Annotated in this window: 17 protein-coding genes and 2 tRNA genes; 9 read left to right on the forward strand and 10 right to left on the reverse strand. The window is 70.2% G+C overall.

Annotated elements, in window-relative coordinates; all coding sequences use genetic code 11:
• Positions 1-51: 51 nt before the first annotated feature.
• From dusB to NQ165_RS02010, 6 genes are all read left to right on the forward strand, one after another.
• The gene (gene dusB / locus NQ165_RS01985; RefSeq protein ID WP_257530790.1) at positions 52-1,215 is read left to right on the forward strand and encodes a tRNA dihydrouridine synthase DusB; all 1,164 of its coding nucleotides are present in this window, start codon (positions 52-54) and stop codon (positions 1,213-1,215) included.
• Complete coding sequence (locus tag NQ165_RS01990) at positions 1,205-2,578, forward strand: deoxyguanosinetriphosphate triphosphohydrolase (protein WP_257530792.1); 1,374 nt, start codon at positions 1,205-1,207, stop codon at positions 2,576-2,578. The genes dusB and NQ165_RS01990 overlap by 11 nt, the downstream gene beginning before the upstream one ends.
• On the forward strand, positions 2,578-4,434 hold the full coding sequence (gene dnaG / locus NQ165_RS01995) for a DNA primase (RefSeq protein WP_257530794.1): 1,857 nt from the start codon (positions 2,578-2,580) through the stop codon (positions 4,432-4,434). Before NQ165_RS01990 ends, dnaG begins: the two co-directional genes overlap by 1 nt.
• A gap of 33 nt (positions 4,435-4,467) precedes the next feature.
• Positions 4,468-5,247 carry an ATP-binding cassette domain-containing protein gene (locus NQ165_RS02000; protein ID WP_257530796.1) on the forward strand — a complete coding sequence of 260 codons (780 nt, stop codon included), beginning with the start codon at positions 4,468-4,470 and terminating at the stop codon, positions 5,245-5,247.
• Positions 5,248-5,310: 63 nt separating this feature from the next.
• Positions 5,311-5,386: transfer RNA gene (locus NQ165_RS02005), tRNA-Asn, on the forward strand.
• A 196-nt stretch (positions 5,387-5,582) separates the two neighbouring features.
• On the forward strand, positions 5,583-6,059 hold the full coding sequence (locus NQ165_RS02010; RefSeq protein WP_257530798.1) for a cupin domain-containing protein: 477 nt from the start codon (positions 5,583-5,585) through the stop codon (positions 6,057-6,059).
• A gap of 233 nt (positions 6,060-6,292) precedes the next feature.
• Here the strand turns inward: NQ165_RS02010 and NQ165_RS02015 are convergent, their stop codons facing one another.
• The 4 genes from NQ165_RS02015 to def all read right to left on the reverse strand — a co-directional run bounded on the left by NQ165_RS02015 (position 6,293) and on the right by def (position 8,732).
• Positions 6,293-7,258, reverse strand: coding sequence for an LLM class F420-dependent oxidoreductase (locus NQ165_RS02015; protein ID WP_257530800.1), 966 nt, complete (start codon positions 7,256-7,258; stop codon positions 6,293-6,295).
• An 88-nt stretch (positions 7,259-7,346) separates the two neighbouring features.
• Positions 7,347-7,610 carry a helix-turn-helix transcriptional regulator gene (locus tag NQ165_RS02020; protein WP_257530802.1) on the reverse strand — a complete coding sequence of 88 codons (264 nt, stop codon included), beginning with the start codon at positions 7,608-7,610 and terminating at the stop codon, positions 7,347-7,349.
• On the reverse strand, positions 7,610-8,095 hold the full coding sequence (locus tag NQ165_RS02025; protein ID WP_257530804.1) for a DUF2975 domain-containing protein: 486 nt from the start codon (positions 8,093-8,095) through the stop codon (positions 7,610-7,612). The genes NQ165_RS02020 and NQ165_RS02025 overlap by 1 nt, the downstream gene beginning before the upstream one ends.
• Positions 8,096-8,165: 70 nt before the next feature.
• The gene (gene def, locus NQ165_RS02030; RefSeq protein ID WP_257530806.1) at positions 8,166-8,732 is read right to left on the reverse strand and encodes a peptide deformylase; all 567 of its coding nucleotides are present in this window, start codon (positions 8,730-8,732) and stop codon (positions 8,166-8,168) included.
• A 45-nt stretch (positions 8,733-8,777) separates the two neighbouring features.
• Between def and NQ165_RS02035 the strand changes: the two genes are divergently transcribed.
• From NQ165_RS02035 to NQ165_RS02045, 3 genes are all read left to right on the forward strand, one after another.
• Positions 8,778-9,788 (forward strand): DMT family transporter, encoded by a 1,011-nt coding sequence (locus NQ165_RS02035; protein WP_257531718.1) that lies wholly within the window; start codon positions 8,778-8,780, stop codon positions 9,786-9,788.
• Between the two features lie 28 nt (positions 9,789-9,816).
• Positions 9,817-9,890 (forward strand) — tRNA-Ile (locus tag NQ165_RS02040).
• A gap of 193 nt (positions 9,891-10,083) precedes the next feature.
• Positions 10,084-10,587 carry a DUF3145 domain-containing protein gene (locus tag NQ165_RS02045; RefSeq protein ID WP_257530808.1) on the forward strand — a complete coding sequence of 168 codons (504 nt, stop codon included), beginning with the start codon at positions 10,084-10,086 and terminating at the stop codon, positions 10,585-10,587.
• A 156-nt stretch (positions 10,588-10,743) separates the two neighbouring features.
• Here the strand turns inward: NQ165_RS02045 and NQ165_RS02050 are convergent, their stop codons facing one another.
• From NQ165_RS02050 to aceE, 6 genes are all read right to left on the reverse strand, one after another.
• Positions 10,744-11,982 (reverse strand): beta-ketoacyl synthase, encoded by a 1,239-nt coding sequence (locus tag NQ165_RS02050; protein ID WP_257530810.1) that lies wholly within the window; start codon positions 11,980-11,982, stop codon positions 10,744-10,746.
• A gap of 55 nt (positions 11,983-12,037) precedes the next feature.
• Positions 12,038-12,286, reverse strand: a complete 249-nt coding sequence (locus NQ165_RS02055; protein WP_257530812.1) for an acyl carrier protein — start codon at positions 12,284-12,286, stop codon at positions 12,038-12,040.
• 82 nt (positions 12,287-12,368) lie between these two features.
• Positions 12,369-13,370: a beta-ketoacyl-ACP synthase III gene (locus NQ165_RS02060; protein WP_257530814.1), complete on the reverse strand. Its 1,002-nt coding sequence runs from the start codon at positions 13,368-13,370 to the stop codon at positions 12,369-12,371.
• Between the two features lie 2 nt (positions 13,371-13,372).
• A complete protein-coding gene (locus tag NQ165_RS02065; protein ID WP_257530816.1) occupies positions 13,373-14,284 on the reverse strand; it encodes an ACP S-malonyltransferase in 912 nt (303 codons plus the stop codon).
• Positions 14,285-14,369: 85 nt separating this feature from the next.
• Positions 14,370-15,590 carry a CdaR family transcriptional regulator gene (locus NQ165_RS02070; protein ID WP_257530818.1) on the reverse strand — a complete coding sequence of 407 codons (1,221 nt, stop codon included), beginning with the start codon at positions 15,588-15,590 and terminating at the stop codon, positions 14,370-14,372.
• Between the two features lie 8 nt (positions 15,591-15,598).
• Positions 15,599-18,328 (reverse strand): pyruvate dehydrogenase (acetyl-transferring), homodimeric type, encoded by a 2,730-nt coding sequence (aceE, locus tag NQ165_RS02075; protein ID WP_257530820.1) that lies wholly within the window; start codon positions 18,326-18,328, stop codon positions 15,599-15,601.
• Positions 18,329-18,443: the final 115 nt, after the last annotated feature.

The raw sequence follows: 18,443 nt of genomic DNA on the forward strand, positions 1-18,443 counted from the left end.
TAGGTCCGCCCGACACCTGCGGGTCGGTGATCGTCTGGGAGAATGGACAGGATGTCCTCCACCGTCGCCTCCGCCCCCGCGCTGCGCATCGGGCCCATCGAGCTCGACGCGCCGGTCGTGCTCGCCCCGATGGCAGGAATCACCAACACCGCGTTCCGTCGGCTGTGCCGTGAATACGGCGCCGGGCTCTACGTCAGCGAGATGATCACCACGCGGGCCCTCGTCGAGCGCAACCCGGTGACCATGCGCCTCATCCAGCACCACGAGTCCGAGACGCCGCGCTCCATCCAGCTGTACGGCGTGGACCCCGCGACCACCGAGGCTGCCGTGCGGATGCTGGTCGAGGAGGACCGCGCCGACCACATCGACCTCAACTTCGGCTGCCCTGTGCCCAAGGTCACCCGCAAGGGCGGCGGAGCGGCGCTGCCCTGGAAGCTCGGGCTGTTCCGCGACATCGTCACGCGTGCGGCACGCGCCGCCGGCGACATCCCGCTGACCGTGAAGATGCGCAAGGGCATCGATCGCGATCACCTGACGTTCCTCGATGCGGGCCGCATCGCCGAGGATGCCGGGGTGGCCGCGGTCGCCCTGCACGCGCGCACGGCCGCGGAGTTCTACTCCGGCCACGCCGATTGGGACGCGATCGCGCAGCTCAAGCAGGCCGTCACGAGTGTGCCGGTGCTCGGCAACGGAGACATCTGGTCTGCCGACGATGCCGTGCGCATGATGGCCGAGACCGGCTGCGACGGCGTCGTGGTCGGCCGCGGCTGCCTCGGGCGTCCGTGGCTGTTCGGTGACCTCGCCCGTGCCTTCGCCCCGCACGCCGCCCCGGCGCCGGCGGTCGACGCGACGCTCGGCTTCGTGGCCGACGCGTTCCGGCGGCACGCGCAGCTTCTCGTGGAGTTCTACGAAAGTGAAGACCGCGGCTGCCGCGACATCCGCAAGCACGCCGCGTGGTACTTCAAGGGCTACCCGGTCGGCGGCGACACGCGCGCGCGACTGGCGACGGTGGGGAGCCTGGCGGAGATCGACGAGGTCCTCGCCACGCTCGACCGCACCGCGGCCTATCCCGGTTCCGCTGCGGAGGGCCAGCGCGGCCGCGCCGGCACCCCCAAGCGACCGGCCCTTCCCGACGGCTGGCTGGCGTCGCGTGACCTCGCGGCGGAGGCCGGCGCGATGCTGGCAGAAGCGGAGATCGACAACAGTGGCGGGTGAACTGGCCAGCGGCGTCGGCGTCTCGACCGGGCGCCCCGACGGATACGACGACGACGACGCGGCGCGGTTCCACCCTGAGCGCCATCGTTCGCAGCGTGACAGCTTCGCGCGCGACCGTGCTCGCGTGCTGCACTCGGCGGCGCTGCGACGTCTGGCATCCAAGACGCAGGTGCTGAGCCCGGCCAGCCCCTACGACTTCGCCCGCAACCGCCTCACGCACTCGCTCGAGGTCGCGCAGGTCGGCCGGGAGCTGGCGATCGCGCTGCAGCTCTCTCCGGACGTCGTCGACACCGCGTGCCTCAGCCACGACATCGGTCACCCGCCGTTCGGGCACAACGGCGAGCGGGCGCTCAACGACTGGGCGGCCGACATCGGCGGGTTCGAGGGCAACGCGCAGACGCTGCGCATCCTGTCCCGACTCGAGCCGAAGGTGGTCGACGACGACGGGACGAGCTTCGGGCTGAACCTCACCCGGGCGAGCCTCGACGCCACGTGCAAGTACCCGTGGACTGCGGAGCACCCCGTGCCCGATCCCGGCGGACGGTTGAAGTTCGGCGTCTATCCCGAGGACGAGGCGGTCTTCCGCTGGATGCGCCAGGACGCGCCCGGCCGCGTGCGGTGCATCGAGGCGGAGGTCATGGACCTCTCCGACGACATCGCCTACTCGGTGCACGACTTCGAGGACGCGATCGTCAACGGCTACCTCGACCCCCGTCGGCTGTCGGATCCCCGCGAGCACGAGGCGATCCTCAGCGCCATCCAGACCTGGGTGGGCTATGACTTCGCACGCGACGAGCTCGACGACGCCCTGTTCCGGCTGATGAGGATGCCGGAGTGGATCACGACCTTCGACGGCTCGCGCGCCGCGCTGGCTCGGCTGAAGAACCTCACGTCCGACCTCATCGGACGGTTCGCCCGCGCCGCCACCTCCGCGACCCGCGAGCATTTCGACACGCCGGTGCTCACCCGCTACCGCGGCCGTGTCATTGTGCCGCGGGTGATCGAGGCCGAGATGGCGGTGCTCAAGGGGATCATCGGCGCCTTCGTCGTCTCCATCGAGGGACGCAAGGGGCTCTACAAGGAGCAGCGCCGCCTGCTCAAGCGCCTCGCGACCGCGCTGTGGGAGCGTCCGGACCACCTCGACCTGCTGCACGCGGGGGACTTCGAGCGGGCAGACACCGATGCCGCGCGCCGCCGCGTGGTCGTCGACCAGGTCGCCACCCTCACCGACCGCTTCGCGATCGCCTGGTACTCGCGGCTGGTGGAGCCGGTCGACCTGGCGAGCCTCGGAGTGTGGGCGCCGGGGAGCCGCGTGGTCGCCTCCGACGCGTATGCACTGCCCGAGCCGCTCGAGGGGCTCTGATGGCACGGATCCGCCAGGCCGACGTCGATGAGGTGAAGGCCCGTACCAACATCGCCGACGTGATCGGCGAGCGGGTCGCCCTCAAGCCTGCCGGCGTCGGATCACTCAAGGGCCTGTGCCCCTTCCACGACGAGCGCAGCCCCAGCTTCAACGTGCGCGCGCAGGCCGGCTTCTACCACTGCTTCGGCTGCGGCGAGTCGGGCGACGTCTATACGTTCCTGCGCCAAATGGACCACGTCTCGTTCAGCGAAGCGGTCGAGCGCCTCGCCGGCCGGCTCGGCTACCCGCTGCACTACGAAGACGGCGCGGCAGCGCCCGAGACCTCGGGCCGGTCGCGCCTCTACGCCGCCAACAGCGCCGCGGCCGAGTGGTTCCGCTCGCAGCTGTCCATCCCCGAGGCCGAGGCCGCCCGCAGCTTTCTGGGCGGCCGCGGCTTCGACGCGGCCGCGGCAGCCCATTTCGGTGTCGGCTACGCGCCCAAGGGGTGGTCGCACCTGCGTGACGCTCTCAAGGCGAAGGGGTTCAGCGACGAGGAGCAGGTCGCGGCGGGACTGCTGTCGCAGGGGCAGCGCGGCGTCTACGACCGGTTCCGCGGTCGACTGGTGTGGCCCATCCGCGACGTCACCGGGCAGGTGATCGGGTTCGGCGCCCGCAAGCTCTACGACGACGATCAAGGGCCGAAATACCTCAACACCCCCGAGACGGTCATCTACAAGAAGTCGCAGGTGCTCTACGGCCTCGACCTCGCCAAGCGCGACATCTCACGCCAGCACCGCGTGGTCGTGGTCGAGGGCTACACCGACGTCATGGCGTGCCATCTCGCCGGGGTGACCACCGCGATCGCGACCTGCGGCACCGCGTTCGGCTCCGACCACATCACGGTGCTGCGCCGGGTGATGGGCGACAGCGACGTGTCGGGCGAGGTCGTGTTCACGTTCGACCCGGATGCCGCCGGGCAGAAGGCGGCGCTGCGCGCCTTCTCGGAGGAGAAGCGCTTCTCCGCCCAGACCTACGTCGCGGTCGCCCCCGGCGGTCTGGACCCGTGCGACCTGCGGGTGCAACGCGGCGACGGGGCGGTGCGTGCGCTGCTCGAGGCCAAGGCGCCGATGTTCGAGTTCGTCATCGAGCAGCGTCTGGCGGGTTACGACCTGGCCACCGTCGAAGGACGTGTCGGCGCGCTGCGCGCGGCCGCGCCGATCGTCGCCGACATCCGCGACCCCGCCCTGCGCCCGGGCTACACACGCGTGCTGGCGCGCAAGCTGGGCCTGGACCTCTCCGAGGTGGCCCCCGCGGTGGAGCGTGCGGCGCGCAGCGGCGCGCAGCGGCATCCGGAGACGCCGGCGGCACCTGTTGCCGCTCCGTCCGCCGACGGCGAGGCGCCGATGCCGCGCGTGACCCTCGCCGGGCTTCCTCGCACCGCCGACGTCGCCCTCGAGCGCGACGCGATCATGGGGGTGTTGCAGTACGGGCATGCGGTGGATGCCGCGGTGCTCGACCCCGCGTTGGCGCTGCCGTTCCACCATCCCGCGCTGGAGGCCGTGCGCCGCGCCGTTGCCGAGCATCCGGACCGCACCCGTATCGGGTGGGCGGCTGCCGCGGTGGAGTCGGTGCGGGAGCCGTACCGCACTCTCGCGGCCGAGCTGCTCACAGCGGATTTCCCCGCGCGCACGGAGGCGGACGCGCTGGCGTCCACCGCCGACCTCGCCCGCAGACTGCGACTGCGCGCGGTGGAGCGGGAGAAGACCCAGCTGCTGGGGCACATCCAGCGGGTGGCTCCCGACTCCGACGGCGGCCGGGCGGTGCGACTGCGGTTGCGGGAGCTCGATGCCGAGCGTGCGCGCCTCGTCGCCGAGTAGCCCCGCCGTCGCGGAACAGGGCAGGATGAACACATGACATCGGCCGCCGACGACGACATCTCCATCCGGTGCGACGACCTGTCGATCGCCCATGGCGGCTCCGGGCAGCGCGTGGTCGACGGCGTCACCTTCACGCTGCCGCGGGCGGGCACCCTCGCGGTCATGGGTCCCACGGGAGCCGGCAAGTCGAGTCTCGCCGCGGTGCTCGCCGGCCGCGGCGACAGCACGCTGACGATCGTCGGCGGCAGTGCCGTCGTCGAGGGGGTGCGGGCGGGGAAGCGGGGGCGCAGCCGCCGCGTGCACACCTACGTCACCGGCTATCTTCCGCAGCGCGCAGGCGCCGATCTCCCCGCCCGACTGACCGTCGCCGACGTCGTGGGGGAGCCGGTGATCAGCCGTGACCGGCGGGTGAACGCCCGCGCCCTCGCGGTGCGCGTCGCGGCGCTCCTGGACGAGCTGCACCTGCCCCTCGGTGCTGCCGACAAGTACCCGTACGAGCTGAGTGCCGGCATGCGTCAGCGTGTGGCGCTGGCCCGCGCCCTCATGCTGCGCCCGCGTCTGCTCGTGGCCGACGAGCCGTACGCGAACCTGGACGTCGAGGTGCGGGTCGCGGCGCGCGACGCGGTGCTGCGCCGCCGGCACGAGTACGGCATGGCAACGGTGATCGTGACCAACGAGGCCGCAGCCGCCGATGAACTCGACGCGGATGTGCTCGTTCTGCGCGGCGGTCACACGGTGGCATCCGGCCACGGCACCCGGGGTCTGCTGTGGACGCCGGGCGACGACGACACGCGCAATCTCGTCGCGTCGTGAGGTCACGAGCACCCTTTCGGGTTTGCTAGGATTGACGAGTTGCCCGCCGCAAGGCGGACATGATCCTCGGTAGCTCAATTGGCAGAGCAATCGGCTGTTAACCGATAGGTTCTTGGTTCGAGTCCAAGCCGGGGAGCCATCAGGCTCCGAAACTCCCTTGATTCATCAAGGGAGTTTCTTCTTGCGACGGGCGTGACGTGGCGAACATCCACCCGGCCACGCTGTCGTGCCGCTCGGTGACGCGCGCGCTCCCTTCCGGTGGACGGCGTGTCCTGCGATGATCGGCACTCCCGCGCCATTCGGCGCGGTGCATGCGGAGAGCAGGAGACACGACAATGTCTGTCAGCGACAACGGCCCGAAGCCGAACGCCTTCGACATCGAATCGGCGACCCGACAGAACGAGAACTACCGCACGGTGGCGTGGACCGGGAAGCACCTGCAGGTGACCCTGATGTCCATCCCCGTCGGTGAGTCGATCGGGCTCGAGGCCCACCCTGACACCGATCAGTTCCTCCGTCTCGATGCCGGCAGTGGCAGAGTCGTGATGGGGCCCGCGAAGGACCAGCTCGATTTCGAGCACGACGTGGCGGACGGGTGGTCCATCCAGGTGCCTGCCGGAACGTGGCACGACGTGATCAACACCGGCGATGAGCCGTTGCGCCTCTACACGGTGTACGCGCCGTCGCACCACGCGGCCGGCATCGTGCAGGCGACCCACGCGGATGCCGAGCGCGACGAGGCGGCGGGGACCGACGAGCCGCCGTCGTGGACGGTGCAGCCCCCGTCGAGTGCCGAGGACGAGCACGCCTAGCCTGCTGCGCGACCGGTGCCGCAAAAGGTGAAGGCCAGGGGTGGAAGCCCTGGCCTTCGGTTGAGGGCCGCGCAGATGACGCGGGATCCTCACCTCCTAGCTTAGGCCACCGGTCGCGCGGGTTCGACCACCGCTCTGCCGATGAGACGGCATCTGACGGCCGAGACAGCGGTAAACGACCACCGTCTCAGCGCCCAGATGCTGTTTCACGGGCTCGGCGCGACGGAGCCGCGTCAGAGGGTGCGGAGCTTCTCCAGCAGCGGCTGGGCGACCTCGGTGACGAAGCGGTCCTGCTGCTCATCGCCCACCTGCACGATCGCTACGTCGGTGAACCCGGCGTCGAGATACGGGCGCACGCTCTCGGCGAGCTCGTCCAGGTCGGGGCCGGCAGCGATGGACTCCGCCACGTCCTCGGGACGAACGAACTGGGATGCCGCGGCGAACCCGGCCGGCGTCGGCAGATCCGCGTTCACCGCCCAGCCGCCGGCGAACCAGCGGAACTGCTCATGCGCCCGCGCGACGGCCGCGTCGCGGTCAGGATCCCAGCTGATCGGAATCTGACCGATCTTGCGCGACGACGCCGGATGCGCGGCATCCCACCCTTCGATCAGCTCCGGCTCCGGGTCCACCGCGATGAGATGGTCGGCCAGTCCGGCGAACCGCTCGATCGAGGACTCGCCCGACACCGCGACGCCGATCGGCACCCCGCCATCCGGGCAGTCCCAGATGCGCGCCGAGTCGACGCGGAAGTACTGCCCGTCGTAGGTGACCAGATCCCCGGTGTGCAGCGCCCGGATGATCTCGATGGCCTCGACGAGCATGTCCTGGCGCATCTGCACCGCCGGCCAGCCTTCGCCGACGACGTGCTCGTTGAGGTTCTCGCCCGACCCGAGCCCCAGCGTGAACCGCCCCTCGGACAGCAGCTGAAGGGTTGCCGCCTTCTGCGCCACGACGGCGGGGTGGTACCGCATGGTCGGGCACGTGACGTATGTCATCAGCTCCACGTCATGCGTGGCGTAGGCGACGGCCCCGAGCACGCTCCAGGCGTAGGGGGAGTGCCCCTGCTCCGTCAGCCACGGCGAGTAGTGGTCGCTGGACACGACGAAGTCGAAGCCGGCCGCCTCGGCCTTGACCGCGTAGTCGACCAGCTGCCGCGGCCCGCTCTGCTCCGTCATCAGGGTGTATCCGAAGCGCGTCATGGCGCCCTCCTCGCGTAGGTGTGCCAGCACGCTACCGAGCGACGCCGCCCGACGAACGGGGGTTGCGACGCGACGTCTGATGGTGCAGTCAGCGCTGCTCGGCGGCGGCTCGCGCGGGCTGCTCCGGACGGGAGGTCAGGGGCGGTGTATCGGGCTCCCATCGCAGCAGGTCACCCGGCTGGCAGTCGAGCACCTCGCACAGTGCCTCGAGCGTCGTGAAGCGCACGGCCTTAGCGCGCCCGTTCTTCAGAACGGCGAGGTTCGCCGGAGTGATGCCGACCCGCTCTGCGAGCACCGCCACCGGCATCTTGCGCCGCGCGAGCATGACGTCGATGTCCACCACGATGGGCATCAGATCACCTCGCTGAGCTCGGAGCGCAGCCGACGCGCCTCGGTCTCACGCTCCACGGCCTGGATCAGCAGCATCCGCAGCACGAAGACCACCAGGGCCATACCCGCCGCCACCAGGGCGGCTCCGCAGATGAGACCGACGACGCCGGGCGCCACGCTTCCCGGTGCCAGCAGCACCGCGAGGGAGAAGATCAGGAGCGCGCCCACGAGAATGGCCACGATCATGGCGTCGACGTAGCGGAAGGCGCGCCGGGAGAACACCGACCCCCGCCGCACCATCGTCAGCAGCCGCCAGATGCACACGGCGCAGATCTGCAGCGTCGCGATGCCGAGCACGACGATCACCACCGCCGCGATCCGCGCGGCCTCGGGCGCCCCGGCGAGATCGCGCCAGAGCAGCGGCACCATGACGACCTGCACGAACAGCGATCCGGCAAGCGCGAGCATCAGCACCACTCGAAGTGCTCCGATCACGAACGCACCCATGATCCACCTCCGCGTAACGATGGAAATCTATCGAGTAACGATAGCTCCGCGCCGTCCGGAAGGGTAGGGGTCAGGCGTCGAGGTTGTCGACGCCCGGCATCCAGCTGACGCCGGGGCGACCCCACCCGCGCTTGCGGGCGATCTTCTGCACGGTCTTCCAGTCGCCGTCGTCGAGGCGGTCGACATAGAGGATGCCGTCGAGGTGGTCGAACTCGTGCTGCATGATCCGGGCGCGCCAGCCGTCCACCTGGATGCGCACAGGCTCACCCTCGAGGTCGGTTCCGGTGACGAGCACCTCATCGGAGCGACGGAGCGGGAACCGCTCGCCGGGGACGGACAGACACCCTTCCGACTCGGCGTCCGGGTCGGGGGAGCCGGGCTCGAGGGGGCGCATCCAGAGCTCAGGGTTGATGATGACGCCGCGCCAGGGGCGGCCCTCGTCGTCCTCGTAGTTGTAGGTGTAGATGCGCAGCGCCACGCCGACCTGTGGTGCGGCGAGTCCGACGCCGGGCGCGGCATCCATCGTCTCGAACATGTCGGCGACGAGGCGCCGCACGTCATCGGTGATCTCCTCGACGGGAGAGGCGGGGGAGTGCAGGACGGGATCGCCCATGATGCGAATCGGTAGAACAGCCACGCCTTGAGCCTACCGAGCCGACCATGGCGCTATCGTCGAGGGGTGATGTGGGAGGTGGGTATCGGGGACGTCGGCGATCAGCTCGTCGGCGCGTTCCAGAACCCGGGTCTGTTGTTGGGAATCCCGCTGGCGTTGGCCGGCGCGGTCTTCATGTCGTTCGGTGCCCAGTACCAGCACCGCGGCGTGGCGAAGGTCGAGCGGCTGAGCGGCACCGACGGGTCGACGGGCCTGACGGGCGGGCAGCTGCGTCAGCTGCTCGCGAGGCCGTCGTGGGTGGTCGGCACGCTGATGCTCGGGCTGGCGATCGTCTGCCAGCTCGGCGCTCTCGCGTTCGCCCCGCTCATCGTCGTGCAGCCCCTCGGCGCGGTGGCGCTGGTCATCACGACCCTGCTCAACGCGCACTACACCGGTCACGCACCGACGAGGCGCTCGCTGCTCGCGATCATCGCGTGCGTCGGCGGCATCTTCTGGTTCGTCATCGTGGCGGCGCTGTTCGCGGTGGAGCAGACCGTGACCAACCGCCAGCTGATCACCGTGCTCGTGATCCTCGCGGTCGTCGCGGCCGCGCTCGTCGCGTCGTGGCTGCTGGTGCGCCGCCGCCACGGCATCCGGGCCCTCTTCTACATCCTCGCCGCTGGCATCGTCTACGGCTTCGTGGCGACACTCGCGAAGATCGTCATCAAGCGCATCCAGTCCGGCGACTTCGAGTGGCTCACGGTGCTGTGCATCGCCGCCCTGCTCGCCGGCACCGCTCTGGGCGCCTACTTCGTGCAGACCGCCTACTCGTCGGGCCCGCCCGACCTGGTCATCGCCGGCCTCACCGTGGTCGACCCGATGGTCGCCGTGCTGATCGGCCTGCTGGTGCTGGGTGAAGGCGCCGCGGTGCCGGTCTGGGGCTTCGTCATGTTCGCCATGGCCGGTGCCATCGCGATCTGGGGTGTCATGACGCTGGCTCGCTACCATCCCCAGGTGATCTCCGAGAGCCAGGAGCTGCCGTTCCTGCGCGGCAGCTCGAAGGATGCCGACAGCGGCGCCGACGAGGATCCGCGGGCCTGACCGAGCGCCCGATATGCTCGTGGGGCGAGGGGCGGTGGCCAAGCTGGTCAAGGCAGCGGGCTCATAACCCGACGATCGTGGGTTCAAGTCCCACCCGCCCTACAAGAATCCTGCGGTGCCCTCAGGCATTGCACACCGGAGCGCTGAACATCGAGCCGGCCGGCGCGCCGAAGCGGTCAGGAGTTACACACTTGTGATTTCGCTCGCCCGTCCGCGATAATGGCGACACAAGCGAATAGCCCGCCGTGCTCCACATCAGGTCGTAGGGGAAGACGTACCTGACGAAGGAGAGATCATGGCGACACCACAAGCGCGCGGAGTGATCTATGTTCACTCGGCGCCGCGTGCGTTGTGCCCGCACCTGGAGTGGGCGGTCGGTCGGGTTCTCGGCCGCGCCGTGAGCTTCGAGTGGGCGGAGCAGCCCGTGCTCTCGGGCACGCGCCGCGCCGAGTTCTACTGGGAAGCCCCCGCCGGCACCGGAGCGGCGCTGGCGACGGCGATCCGCGGCTGGGAGCATCTTCGGTTCGAGGTCAGCGAGGATCCCACACCCCGCAGCGACGGCGGCCGGTGGTTGCACACGCCCGGCCTCGGCATCCACTTCGCCCAGACCGATACCGCCGGCAACATCGTGATCGGCGAGGACCGCGTGCGCTACGCGATGGAGGTCGCCGGCGGCGATCCGGTCGAACTGCAGCGAGAGCTGCTGGTGGCGCTCGGGTCGGCGTGGGATGAGGAGCTGGAGCCGTTCCGGCATGCGAGCGACGACGCGCCCGTCGTCTGGCTGCACAAGGTGGGCTGACCGGCCCGCCTGACGAACTCAGACGGTACGAGGCGCCGGTACCGCATCTCGGTGAGATTCCCCGGGGAGCGGGACATCGTCCGCACCGCCTGACACACAAGACGCCCCCGGATGCCGCACTGTCGCGGATCCGGGGGCGTCGTATGTGATGCGCGGTCAGACCGAACGGAACGCCGCGACCGCGTTGTGTCCGCCGAAGCCGAACGAGTTGCTGATCGCCAGCTGGTCGCCGTCGCCGAGGGGCGTCGGCTGGCCGGAGAGCCGGAACGGCACGGCCGGGTCCTGCTCGGTGAGGTTGATCGTCGGCGGTGCCACGCCGTCGCGTAGCGCGAGCACCGTGAAGATCGCCTCGAGGGCTCCGGTGCCGCCCAGCAGGTGGCCGGTCGACGCCTTGGTGGCCGAGACGGGGATCTCGCCCACGCGGTCGCCGAACACCTTTCGCAGCGCCTGGTACTCGTTGGGGTCGCCCACCGGCGTCGAGGTGGCATGCGCGTTGATGTGCGTGACCTCATCGGGGGAAGCATCCGCCTGGGCGAGTGCCATCGTCACGGCGCGCGCCGCGCCGACGCCCTCCGGGTCGTTGGCGGTGATGTGGTACGAGTCGGCCGTCACTCCGCCGCCGGCCACGACGGCGTAGATCTTCGCGCCGCGCGCCTTGGCATGCTCCTCGGTCTCGAGGATCAGCACGCCCGCGCCCTCGCCCATGACGAAGCCGTCGCGGTCGATGCTCGCCGGGCGCGACGCCGTCGCGGGGTCGTCGTTGCGACGCGACAGCGCCTGCATCGACGCGAACGACGCGATCGTGATCGGGTGGATCGCCGACTCAGTGCCGCCGGCGATCACCACATCGGCGTACCCGGCACGGATGTGCTCGACGGCGTTCACGATCGACTCGGTGCTCGAGGCGCAGGCGCTGGCGACGGTGCGCGCGTAGGCGCGGGCGCCGAAGTGCAGGGACAGGTTGCCCGCCGCGGCGTTGGGCATGAGCATGGGAACGGTCATCGGGAGGACCCGACGCGGCCCCTTCTCGCGCAGCGTGTCCCATGCGTCGAGCAGCGTCCACACCCCGCCGATGCCGGTCGCGAAATCAACGCCGAGGCGCTCGGGGTCGACCTCGGGCTCGCCGGCATCCGCCCAGGCCTCCATCGCCGCGACCATGGCGAACTGCGATGCCGGGTCGAGTCGCTTGGCGACGGGACGAGCGAGCACGGTGTCGGGCCGCACGGCGGCCTGCGCGGCGAACGTCACCGGCAACTGGTACTTCTCGACCCAGTCGTACTCGAGCGTGCGCGCGCCGGAGGCGCCGGCCAGCAGGGCCGACCAGCTTTCTGGCGCGGTGCCGCCGATCGGCGACGAGGCGCCGATTCCGGTGACGACGATGCGGGGAGCGCTCATGCGGGTGGTTCCTCCACGCCGGCGGGGTGGGGGACGAGCCCCCACCGTTGCCGACTCAGGCCTGGTTGGACGTGATGTAGGTGACGGCGTCGCCGACGGTCTTGAGGTTCTTGACCTCTTCGTCGGGGATGGTGACGCCGAACTTCTCCTCGGCGTTGACGACGATCGTCATCATCGAGATGGAGTCGATGTCGAGGTCGTCGGTGAACGACTTCTCCATGGCGACCTCGTCGGCGGAGATGCCTGTCTCGTCGGTGATCAGTTCGGCAAGTCCGGCAAGGACCTCGTCGTTCGTGTAAGCCATGGGATGCTCCTGTTCTGGGGGTTTCTTCGAGGTGCTGCGGCCCGGCGGGCCGCTGTTCAGTTTAGGGTGGCGGTCGTCGCGCTCAGGGCAGCACGACCACCTGCGCGCCGAACACCAGGCCGGCGCCGAAGCCGATCTGCAGCGCGAGTCCGCCCGACAGCTCGGGATGCTCCTCGAGCAGCCGGTGGGTGGCGAGGGGGATGGATGCCGCGGAGGTGTTGCCCGTCGTCTCGATGTCGCGACCGATCACGACCGACTCCGGCAGCTTCAGCTGCTTGGCGAACTCGTCGATGATCCGCATGTTCGCCTGGTGCGGCACGAACGCGGCGAGATCGTCAGCGGTGACGCCGGCCTCTTCCAGGGCCTGGCGTGCCACCTTCACCATCTCCCAGACGGCCCAGCGGAACACCGTGGGCCCCTCCTGGCGGAGCGTCGGCCACGGCGCTTTGCCGTCGCGGAAGTCCACGAGCGTGTGGTTCATCCCGACCGCATCGGCCTTGGAGCCGTCGGACCCCCAGACGGTGGGGCCGATGCCGGGGGTCTCGCTGGGCCCGATGACCACGGCGCCCGCGCCGTCGCCGAGCAGGAACGAGATCGAGCGGTCGGTGGGGTCGACGATGTCGCTGAGCTTCTCGGCGCCGACGACGACGGCGTAGTGGGCGGCTCCCGCGCGGATGAGGGCGTCGGCCTGCGCGACGGCGTAGGCGAACCCGGCGCAGGCGGCGTTGACGTCGTATGCCGCGGCGGGGTTGGCGCCGATGCGGTCGGCGACGATGGCCGACACCGAGGGGGTCTGCTTCGGGTTGGAGACGGTCGCCACGATCACGGCGTCGATCGCAGCCGGGTCGACGCCGGAACGCGCCACGGCCTCGGCGGCGGCGTCGGCAGCCAGGTCGACGGCGGTCGTCCCGGCCACGGCGCGCGTGCGGGTGACGATGCCGGTCCGCTGGCGGATCCACTCGTCGCTCGAGTCGATGGGGCCGATGAGGTCGTCGTTGGGCACCGCGATCTCGCCGCGGGCCGCGCCGTAGGCGTAGATGCGGGTGTGGGCGGGCCCGGAGGCCTGGCGGAGGGTCACGCTCATGTTCATGCTCCCAGCATGGCCGCCGCGGCGGCCAGGTCGTCGGGGGTCTTCACGGCCACCGTCGGCACGCCGCGCAGCGCCCGCTTGGCCAGTCCCGTCAGCGTACCGGCGGGGGAGAGTTCGATGATGCCGGTCACGCCGTGCTCGGCGAAGGATGCCATGCAGAGGTCCCACCGGACAGGCGAGGCGACCTGGGCCACCAGCAGATCGAGCGCTTCGCGGCCGCCGCTGACCGTGGAGCCGTCGTGGTTGGTCCACAGTGTCACCGCCGGGTCGGCGGGCTGCACGTCGGCCGCAGCGGTGCGCAGCGTCTCGACGGCGGGAAGCATGTATCGGGTGTGGAACGCGCCGGCCACCTGCAGCGGGATGACCCGGGTGCCGGCCACGGGGGTGGCGGCGAGTTCAGCCAGCGCGGCCGAAGCGCCCGCGGCGACGATCTGGCCGCCGCCGTTGTAGTTCGCGGGCGCGAGGTCGAGTTCCGACAGACGCGCCACGACGGCATCCTGGTCGCCGCCGATGACCGCGCTCATGCCGGACTGCTCTGCCGCAGCGGCATCGGCCATCGCCCGCCCGCGGATGCCGACCAGCCGCATACCCTCGTGCTCGGTGAGCACGCCGGCCGCCACCAGGGCAGAGATCTCGCCGACCGAGTGCCCGGCGACGCCGGCAGGGCGCGCCGGCGCGTGCGCGACGAGCGCGTCCCAGGACAGCAGGCTCGCAGCGACGATGAGCGGCTGGGCCACGGCGGTGTCGCGGATGCGATCGGCATCCCATTCGGTGCCGGCGGCGAGCAGGTCGACGCCCGCCGCGTCGGACGCGGCCTGCAGGCGCTCGCGCGCGCCGTCGACGTCCAGCCAGGGGGAGAGGAACCCGGGGGTCTGCGAGCCCTGACCGGGGAAGACGGCGATGATCACTTGACCATCCTGCCAACAACTCCCCGGCGGGTTCTGGCGAACGCCTCACAAGAATGAAAGAAACCCTTGTGCGCGGCGTACAACATCACGCGTGCTGGCGGCGGTGCGGTGCGGGCCGACGGCGGGCCGCGTCCGTGCCGATCGAACCCAGGATGAGCGCGGTCTGCAGGATGAGCGCCTCGCGGGGGCCGGTGGCATCCCAGCCGATGACATCGGAGACGCGCTTGAGCCGGTATCGCACGGTGTTCGGATGCACGAACAGCTCGCGTGCGGTCGCTTCGAGCGACCTGCCGTTGTCGAGATAGCTCCACAGCGTCGCCACCAGGTCGGTGCTGTGAGCCTGCAGCGGGCGGTAGATGCGCTCGACGAGCGTCTGCTTGGCTACCGAGTCGCCGGCGAGGGCGCGCTCGGGAAGCAGATCGTCGGCTTCGACAGGCCGCGGAGCGTTGCGCCACGCGCGCGCCACGGCGAACCCGGCGAGGGCAGCGCGGGCGCTCTGGCTCGCTTCGACCAGCGCGGGCACGGCCGGGCCGAGCACGAGATAGCCAGGGCCGAAGCACGGCTCCAGGCGCTGCGCGATCTCGGGGAAGGGCATCTCCGGCTCGGAGGACTCCTCCTTGCCGGGCGGCTGCGAGCGACCGAGCACCAGCACGAGGCGGGAGCCCTGCACGCCGATCAGCACGTCGACGTCGAGCTTGCGCGCCATGCGCCGCACCTGGTCGACGTCGAACTGCGGGGGCGTGGTGCCCACGAGCACCGCGACCTCGCCGTGGCCGTGCCACCCGAGGGCGGCGATGCGACTCGGCAGTTCCTCGTCGGTCTCACCGGTGAGGATCGAGTCCACCACCAGTGCCTCGAGCCGCGCATCCCACAGGCCGCGCGCCTCGGCGGCACGGGCGTAGACGTCGGCCGCGGCGAAGGCGACCTCGCGCGAGTAGAGCAGGATCGCCTCGCGCAGATCCTCGTCGCGACCGGCCACACGCTCCTCGGTCACGGCGACCGTCACGCGGATCAGCTGCAACGTCTGGGTCAGGCTGACACTGCGCAGCAGTTCACGCGGCGCCGCGGCGAAGATGTCCGCCGCGATCCAGGGTGTGGACGTCGGGTCGTCGTACCACTGGATGAACGACGTGATGCCGGCCTGCGCCACCAGCCCCACCGCCGACCGTCGCGCCGGCGGCATCTCCGCGTACCAGGGGAGCGTGTCCTCCAGTCGCTTGATGGTCGCCGTCGCGAGGTCGCCCGAGATGCGCCGCAGCCAAGCGAGCGTCTCGGCCTTCTCCGATGCGGTGGGGGCGGCGGACATGCGCTCGATCAGCTTTCCCCGCCCGCGTTGCCGCTCGTGCCCGCGGTGACGTCGTACAGGCGGTACTTCTCGATCGCCTGAGCGGACAGACCGCGGTCCACGACGCCCTCATCGGCCAGCGCCTGCAGCGTGCGCACCACGATCGACGGCCCGTCGATCTTGAAGAAGCGACGCGCTGCGGGGCGGGTGTCCGAGAACCCGAAGCCGTCGGCGCCGAGCGTCGCGAAACGCTGCGGCACCCAGGGGCGGATCTGGTCCTGCACGGCGTGCATGAAGTCGCTGACCGCGACGACCGGACCCTGCGCGTCGCGCAGCTTCTCGGTGATGTACGCGGTGCGCGGCTCCTCGGTCGGGTGCAGGAAGTTGTGCTCGTCGGCGGCCAGGCCGTCGCGGCGCAGCTCGGTCCACGAGGTCACCGACCACACATCGGCGATCACACCCCAGTCGTCCTTCAGCAGGCGCTGCGCCTCCTGAGCCCACGGCACACCGACACCCGAGGCGAGCAGCTGTGCGCGCGGCCCGTCGCCCTCGCCGACCGAGATGCGGTGGATGCCGCGGACGATGCCGTCCACGTCCACGCCCTCGGGCTCGGCCGGCTGCACCAGCGGCTCGTTGTACACCGTGAGGTAGTACATGACGTTGGGGTCGGGGTGCGACCCGCCGTACATGCGCTCGAGACCGGAGCGCACGATGTGCGCGATCTCGTAGCCGAACGCGGGGTCGTACGAGACGGTGGCGGGGTTGGTGGCCGCCAGCATGTGCGAGTGTCCGTCCGCGTGCTGCAGGCCCTCACCGGTGAGCGTGGTGCGGCCGGCGGTCGCGCCGATGATGAATCCGCGCGCCATCTGGTCGCCGGCGGCCCACTGGGCGTCGCCCGTGCGCTGGAAGCCGAACATCGAGTAGAAGACGTACACCGGGATCAGCGGCTCGCCGTGCGTGGCGTACGACGTGCCCACGTTGGTGAACGCCGCCACCGCGCCGGCCTCGTTGATGCCGACGTGCAGGATCTGGCCCTGCGGGCTCTCCTTGTAGGCCAGCAGCAGCTCGCGGTCGACGGAGGTGTAGTTCTGCCCGTGCGGGTTGTAGATCTTCGCCGTCGGGAAGTACGCGTCGATGCCGAACGTGCGCGCCTCGTCCGGGATGATCGGGACGATGCGGTGGCCGAAGTCCTTCGCGCGCAGCAGGTCCTTGAGCAGGCGGACGAACGCCATCGTCGTGGCGATCTCCTGCGTGCCCGACCCCTTCTTCGGCAGCGCGTAGGCGCTGTCGTCGGGGAGGCTGATCGGCACGTGGGTGCTGCGGCGCTCGGGCAGGAAGCCGCCCAGGTTGCGGCGGCGCTCCACCATGTAGCGGATCGTGTCGTCCTCCATGCCGGGGTGGTAGTACGGCGGCAGGTAGGGGTTCTCCTCGAGTTGCGCGTCCGAGATCGGGATGCGCATGGAGTCGCGGAAGTGCTTGAGGTCTTCGAGGGTCATCTTCTTCATCTGGTGGGTCGCATTGCGTCCCTCGAAGTGGTGACCCAGACCGTAGCCCTTGATGGTCTTCGCCAGGATGACCGTCGGCTGGCCCTTGTGCGCCAGCGCCGTCTTGTAGGCGGCGTAGACCTTCTGGTAGTCCAGCCCGCCGCGACGGAGCTTGCCCCAGATGTCGTCGTCGGACCAGTCCTCGACCATCTTGGCCGTGCGCTCGTCGCGACCGAAGAAGTGGTCGCGGATGAACTTGCCGTCCTCGGCGCGGTAGGTCTGGAAGTCACCGTCGGGCGTGGTGTTCATCAGACGCACCAGGGCGCCCTCGTCGTCCTGCGACAGCAGCTCATCCCAGCCGCGGCCCCAGACGACCTTGATGACGTTCCAGCCGGCGCCGCGGAAGAAGCTCTCGAGCTCCTGGATGATCTTGCCGTTGCCGCGGACCGGGCCGTCCAGGCGCTGCAGGTTGCAGTTGACGACGAAGGTGAGGTTGTCGAGGCCCTCGTTGGCTGCGACCTGCAGCTGTCCGCGGCTCTCGACCTCGTCCATCTCGCCGTCGCCGAGGAACGCCCACACGTGGGAGTCGGAGGCGTCCTTGATCCCTCGGTTCGTCAGGTACTTGTTCGTCATCGCCTGGTAGATCGCGTTGATCGGCCCGAGGCCCATCGACACGGTCGGGAACTGCCAGTAGTCCGGCATGAGGCGAGGGTGCGGGTAGGACGGGATGCCGTTGGGCGCCTTGGACGCCTCCTGGCGGAACCCGTCGAGCTGGTCGGCGCTGAGGCGTCCCTCGAGGAACGAGCGTGCGTAGATGCCGGGGGAGGCGTGGCCCTGGATGAAGACCTGGTCGCCGCCGGACGGGTCGTCGAGCCCGCGGAAGAAGTGGTTGAACCCGACTTCGTACAGCGATGCGGACGAGGCGTAGGTGGAGATGTGTCCGCCGACACCGATCCCCGGGCGCTGGGCGCGGTGCACCGTGATGGCGGCGTTCCAGCGGATCCAGCGGCGGTAGCGGCGTTCGAGCTCCTCGTCGCCGGGGAACTCGGGCTCGTTCTCAGGCGCGATGGTGTTGATGTAGTCCGTGGTCGGCACCTGCGGCACGTTCAGCTGCAGCTCGTGCGACTTCTGCAGCAGGCTGAGCATGATCTCGCGGCCGCGGCCGGAACCCTTGGCATCGACGAGCTGAGAGAGCGACTCCTGCCACTCGGAGGTCTCCTCCGGGTCGCTGTCGAGGGCCTCCTGCGAGTACGGATCCTGATCGTTGACAGTCACGGAAGACCTTTCTCTATGGCAGATCGTGCCAGGTACACGCGGCGCAGGGAGCGGGGGCTTTGTTCGCACCACACAACGCGCCATCGTTCAGCCTACCCACTCAGGCGGCGCGCGG

This window comes from Microbacterium sp. zg.Y1084 (assembly GCF_024623595.1).
In the GTDB taxonomy this organism is placed as follows: Bacteria; Actinomycetota; Actinomycetes; order Actinomycetales; family Microbacteriaceae; genus Microbacterium; species Microbacterium wangruii.

Excerpts from the sequence above, each read along its gene's own strand:
- dusB (WP_257530790.1), top strand. The coding sequence starts at position 52 with ATGTCCTCCACCGTCGCCTCCGCCCCCGCGCTGCGCATCGGGCCCATC.
- dnaG (WP_257530794.1), top strand. The coding sequence starts at position 2,578 with ATGGCACGGATCCGCCAGGCCGACGTCGATGAGGTGAAGGCCCGTACC.
- NQ165_RS02000 (WP_257530796.1), top strand. The coding sequence starts at position 4,468 with ATGACATCGGCCGCCGACGACGACATCTCCATCCGGTGCGACGACCTG.
- NQ165_RS02010 (WP_257530798.1), top strand. The coding sequence starts at position 5,583 with ATGTCTGTCAGCGACAACGGCCCGAAGCCGAACGCCTTCGACATCGAA.
- NQ165_RS02015 (WP_257530800.1), bottom strand. The coding sequence starts at position 7,258 with ATGACGCGCTTCGGATACACCCTGATGACGGAGCAGAGCGGGCCGCGG.
- NQ165_RS02020 (WP_257530802.1), bottom strand. The coding sequence starts at position 7,610 with ATGCCCATCGTGGTGGACATCGACGTCATGCTCGCGCGGCGCAAGATG.
- NQ165_RS02025 (WP_257530804.1), bottom strand. The coding sequence starts at position 8,095 with ATGGGTGCGTTCGTGATCGGAGCACTTCGAGTGGTGCTGATGCTCGCG.
- NQ165_RS02035 (WP_257531718.1), top strand. The coding sequence starts at position 8,778 with ATGTGGGAGGTGGGTATCGGGGACGTCGGCGATCAGCTCGTCGGCGCG.
- NQ165_RS02045 (WP_257530808.1), top strand. The coding sequence starts at position 10,084 with ATGGCGACACCACAAGCGCGCGGAGTGATCTATGTTCACTCGGCGCCG.
- NQ165_RS02050 (WP_257530810.1), bottom strand. The coding sequence starts at position 11,982 with ATGAGCGCTCCCCGCATCGTCGTCACCGGAATCGGCGCCTCGTCGCCG.
- NQ165_RS02055 (WP_257530812.1), bottom strand. The coding sequence starts at position 12,286 with ATGGCTTACACGAACGACGAGGTCCTTGCCGGACTTGCCGAACTGATC.
- NQ165_RS02060 (WP_257530814.1), bottom strand. The coding sequence starts at position 13,370 with ATGAGCGTGACCCTCCGCCAGGCCTCCGGGCCCGCCCACACCCGCATC.
- NQ165_RS02070 (WP_257530818.1), bottom strand. The coding sequence starts at position 15,590 with ATGTCCGCCGCCCCCACCGCATCGGAGAAGGCCGAGACGCTCGCTTGG.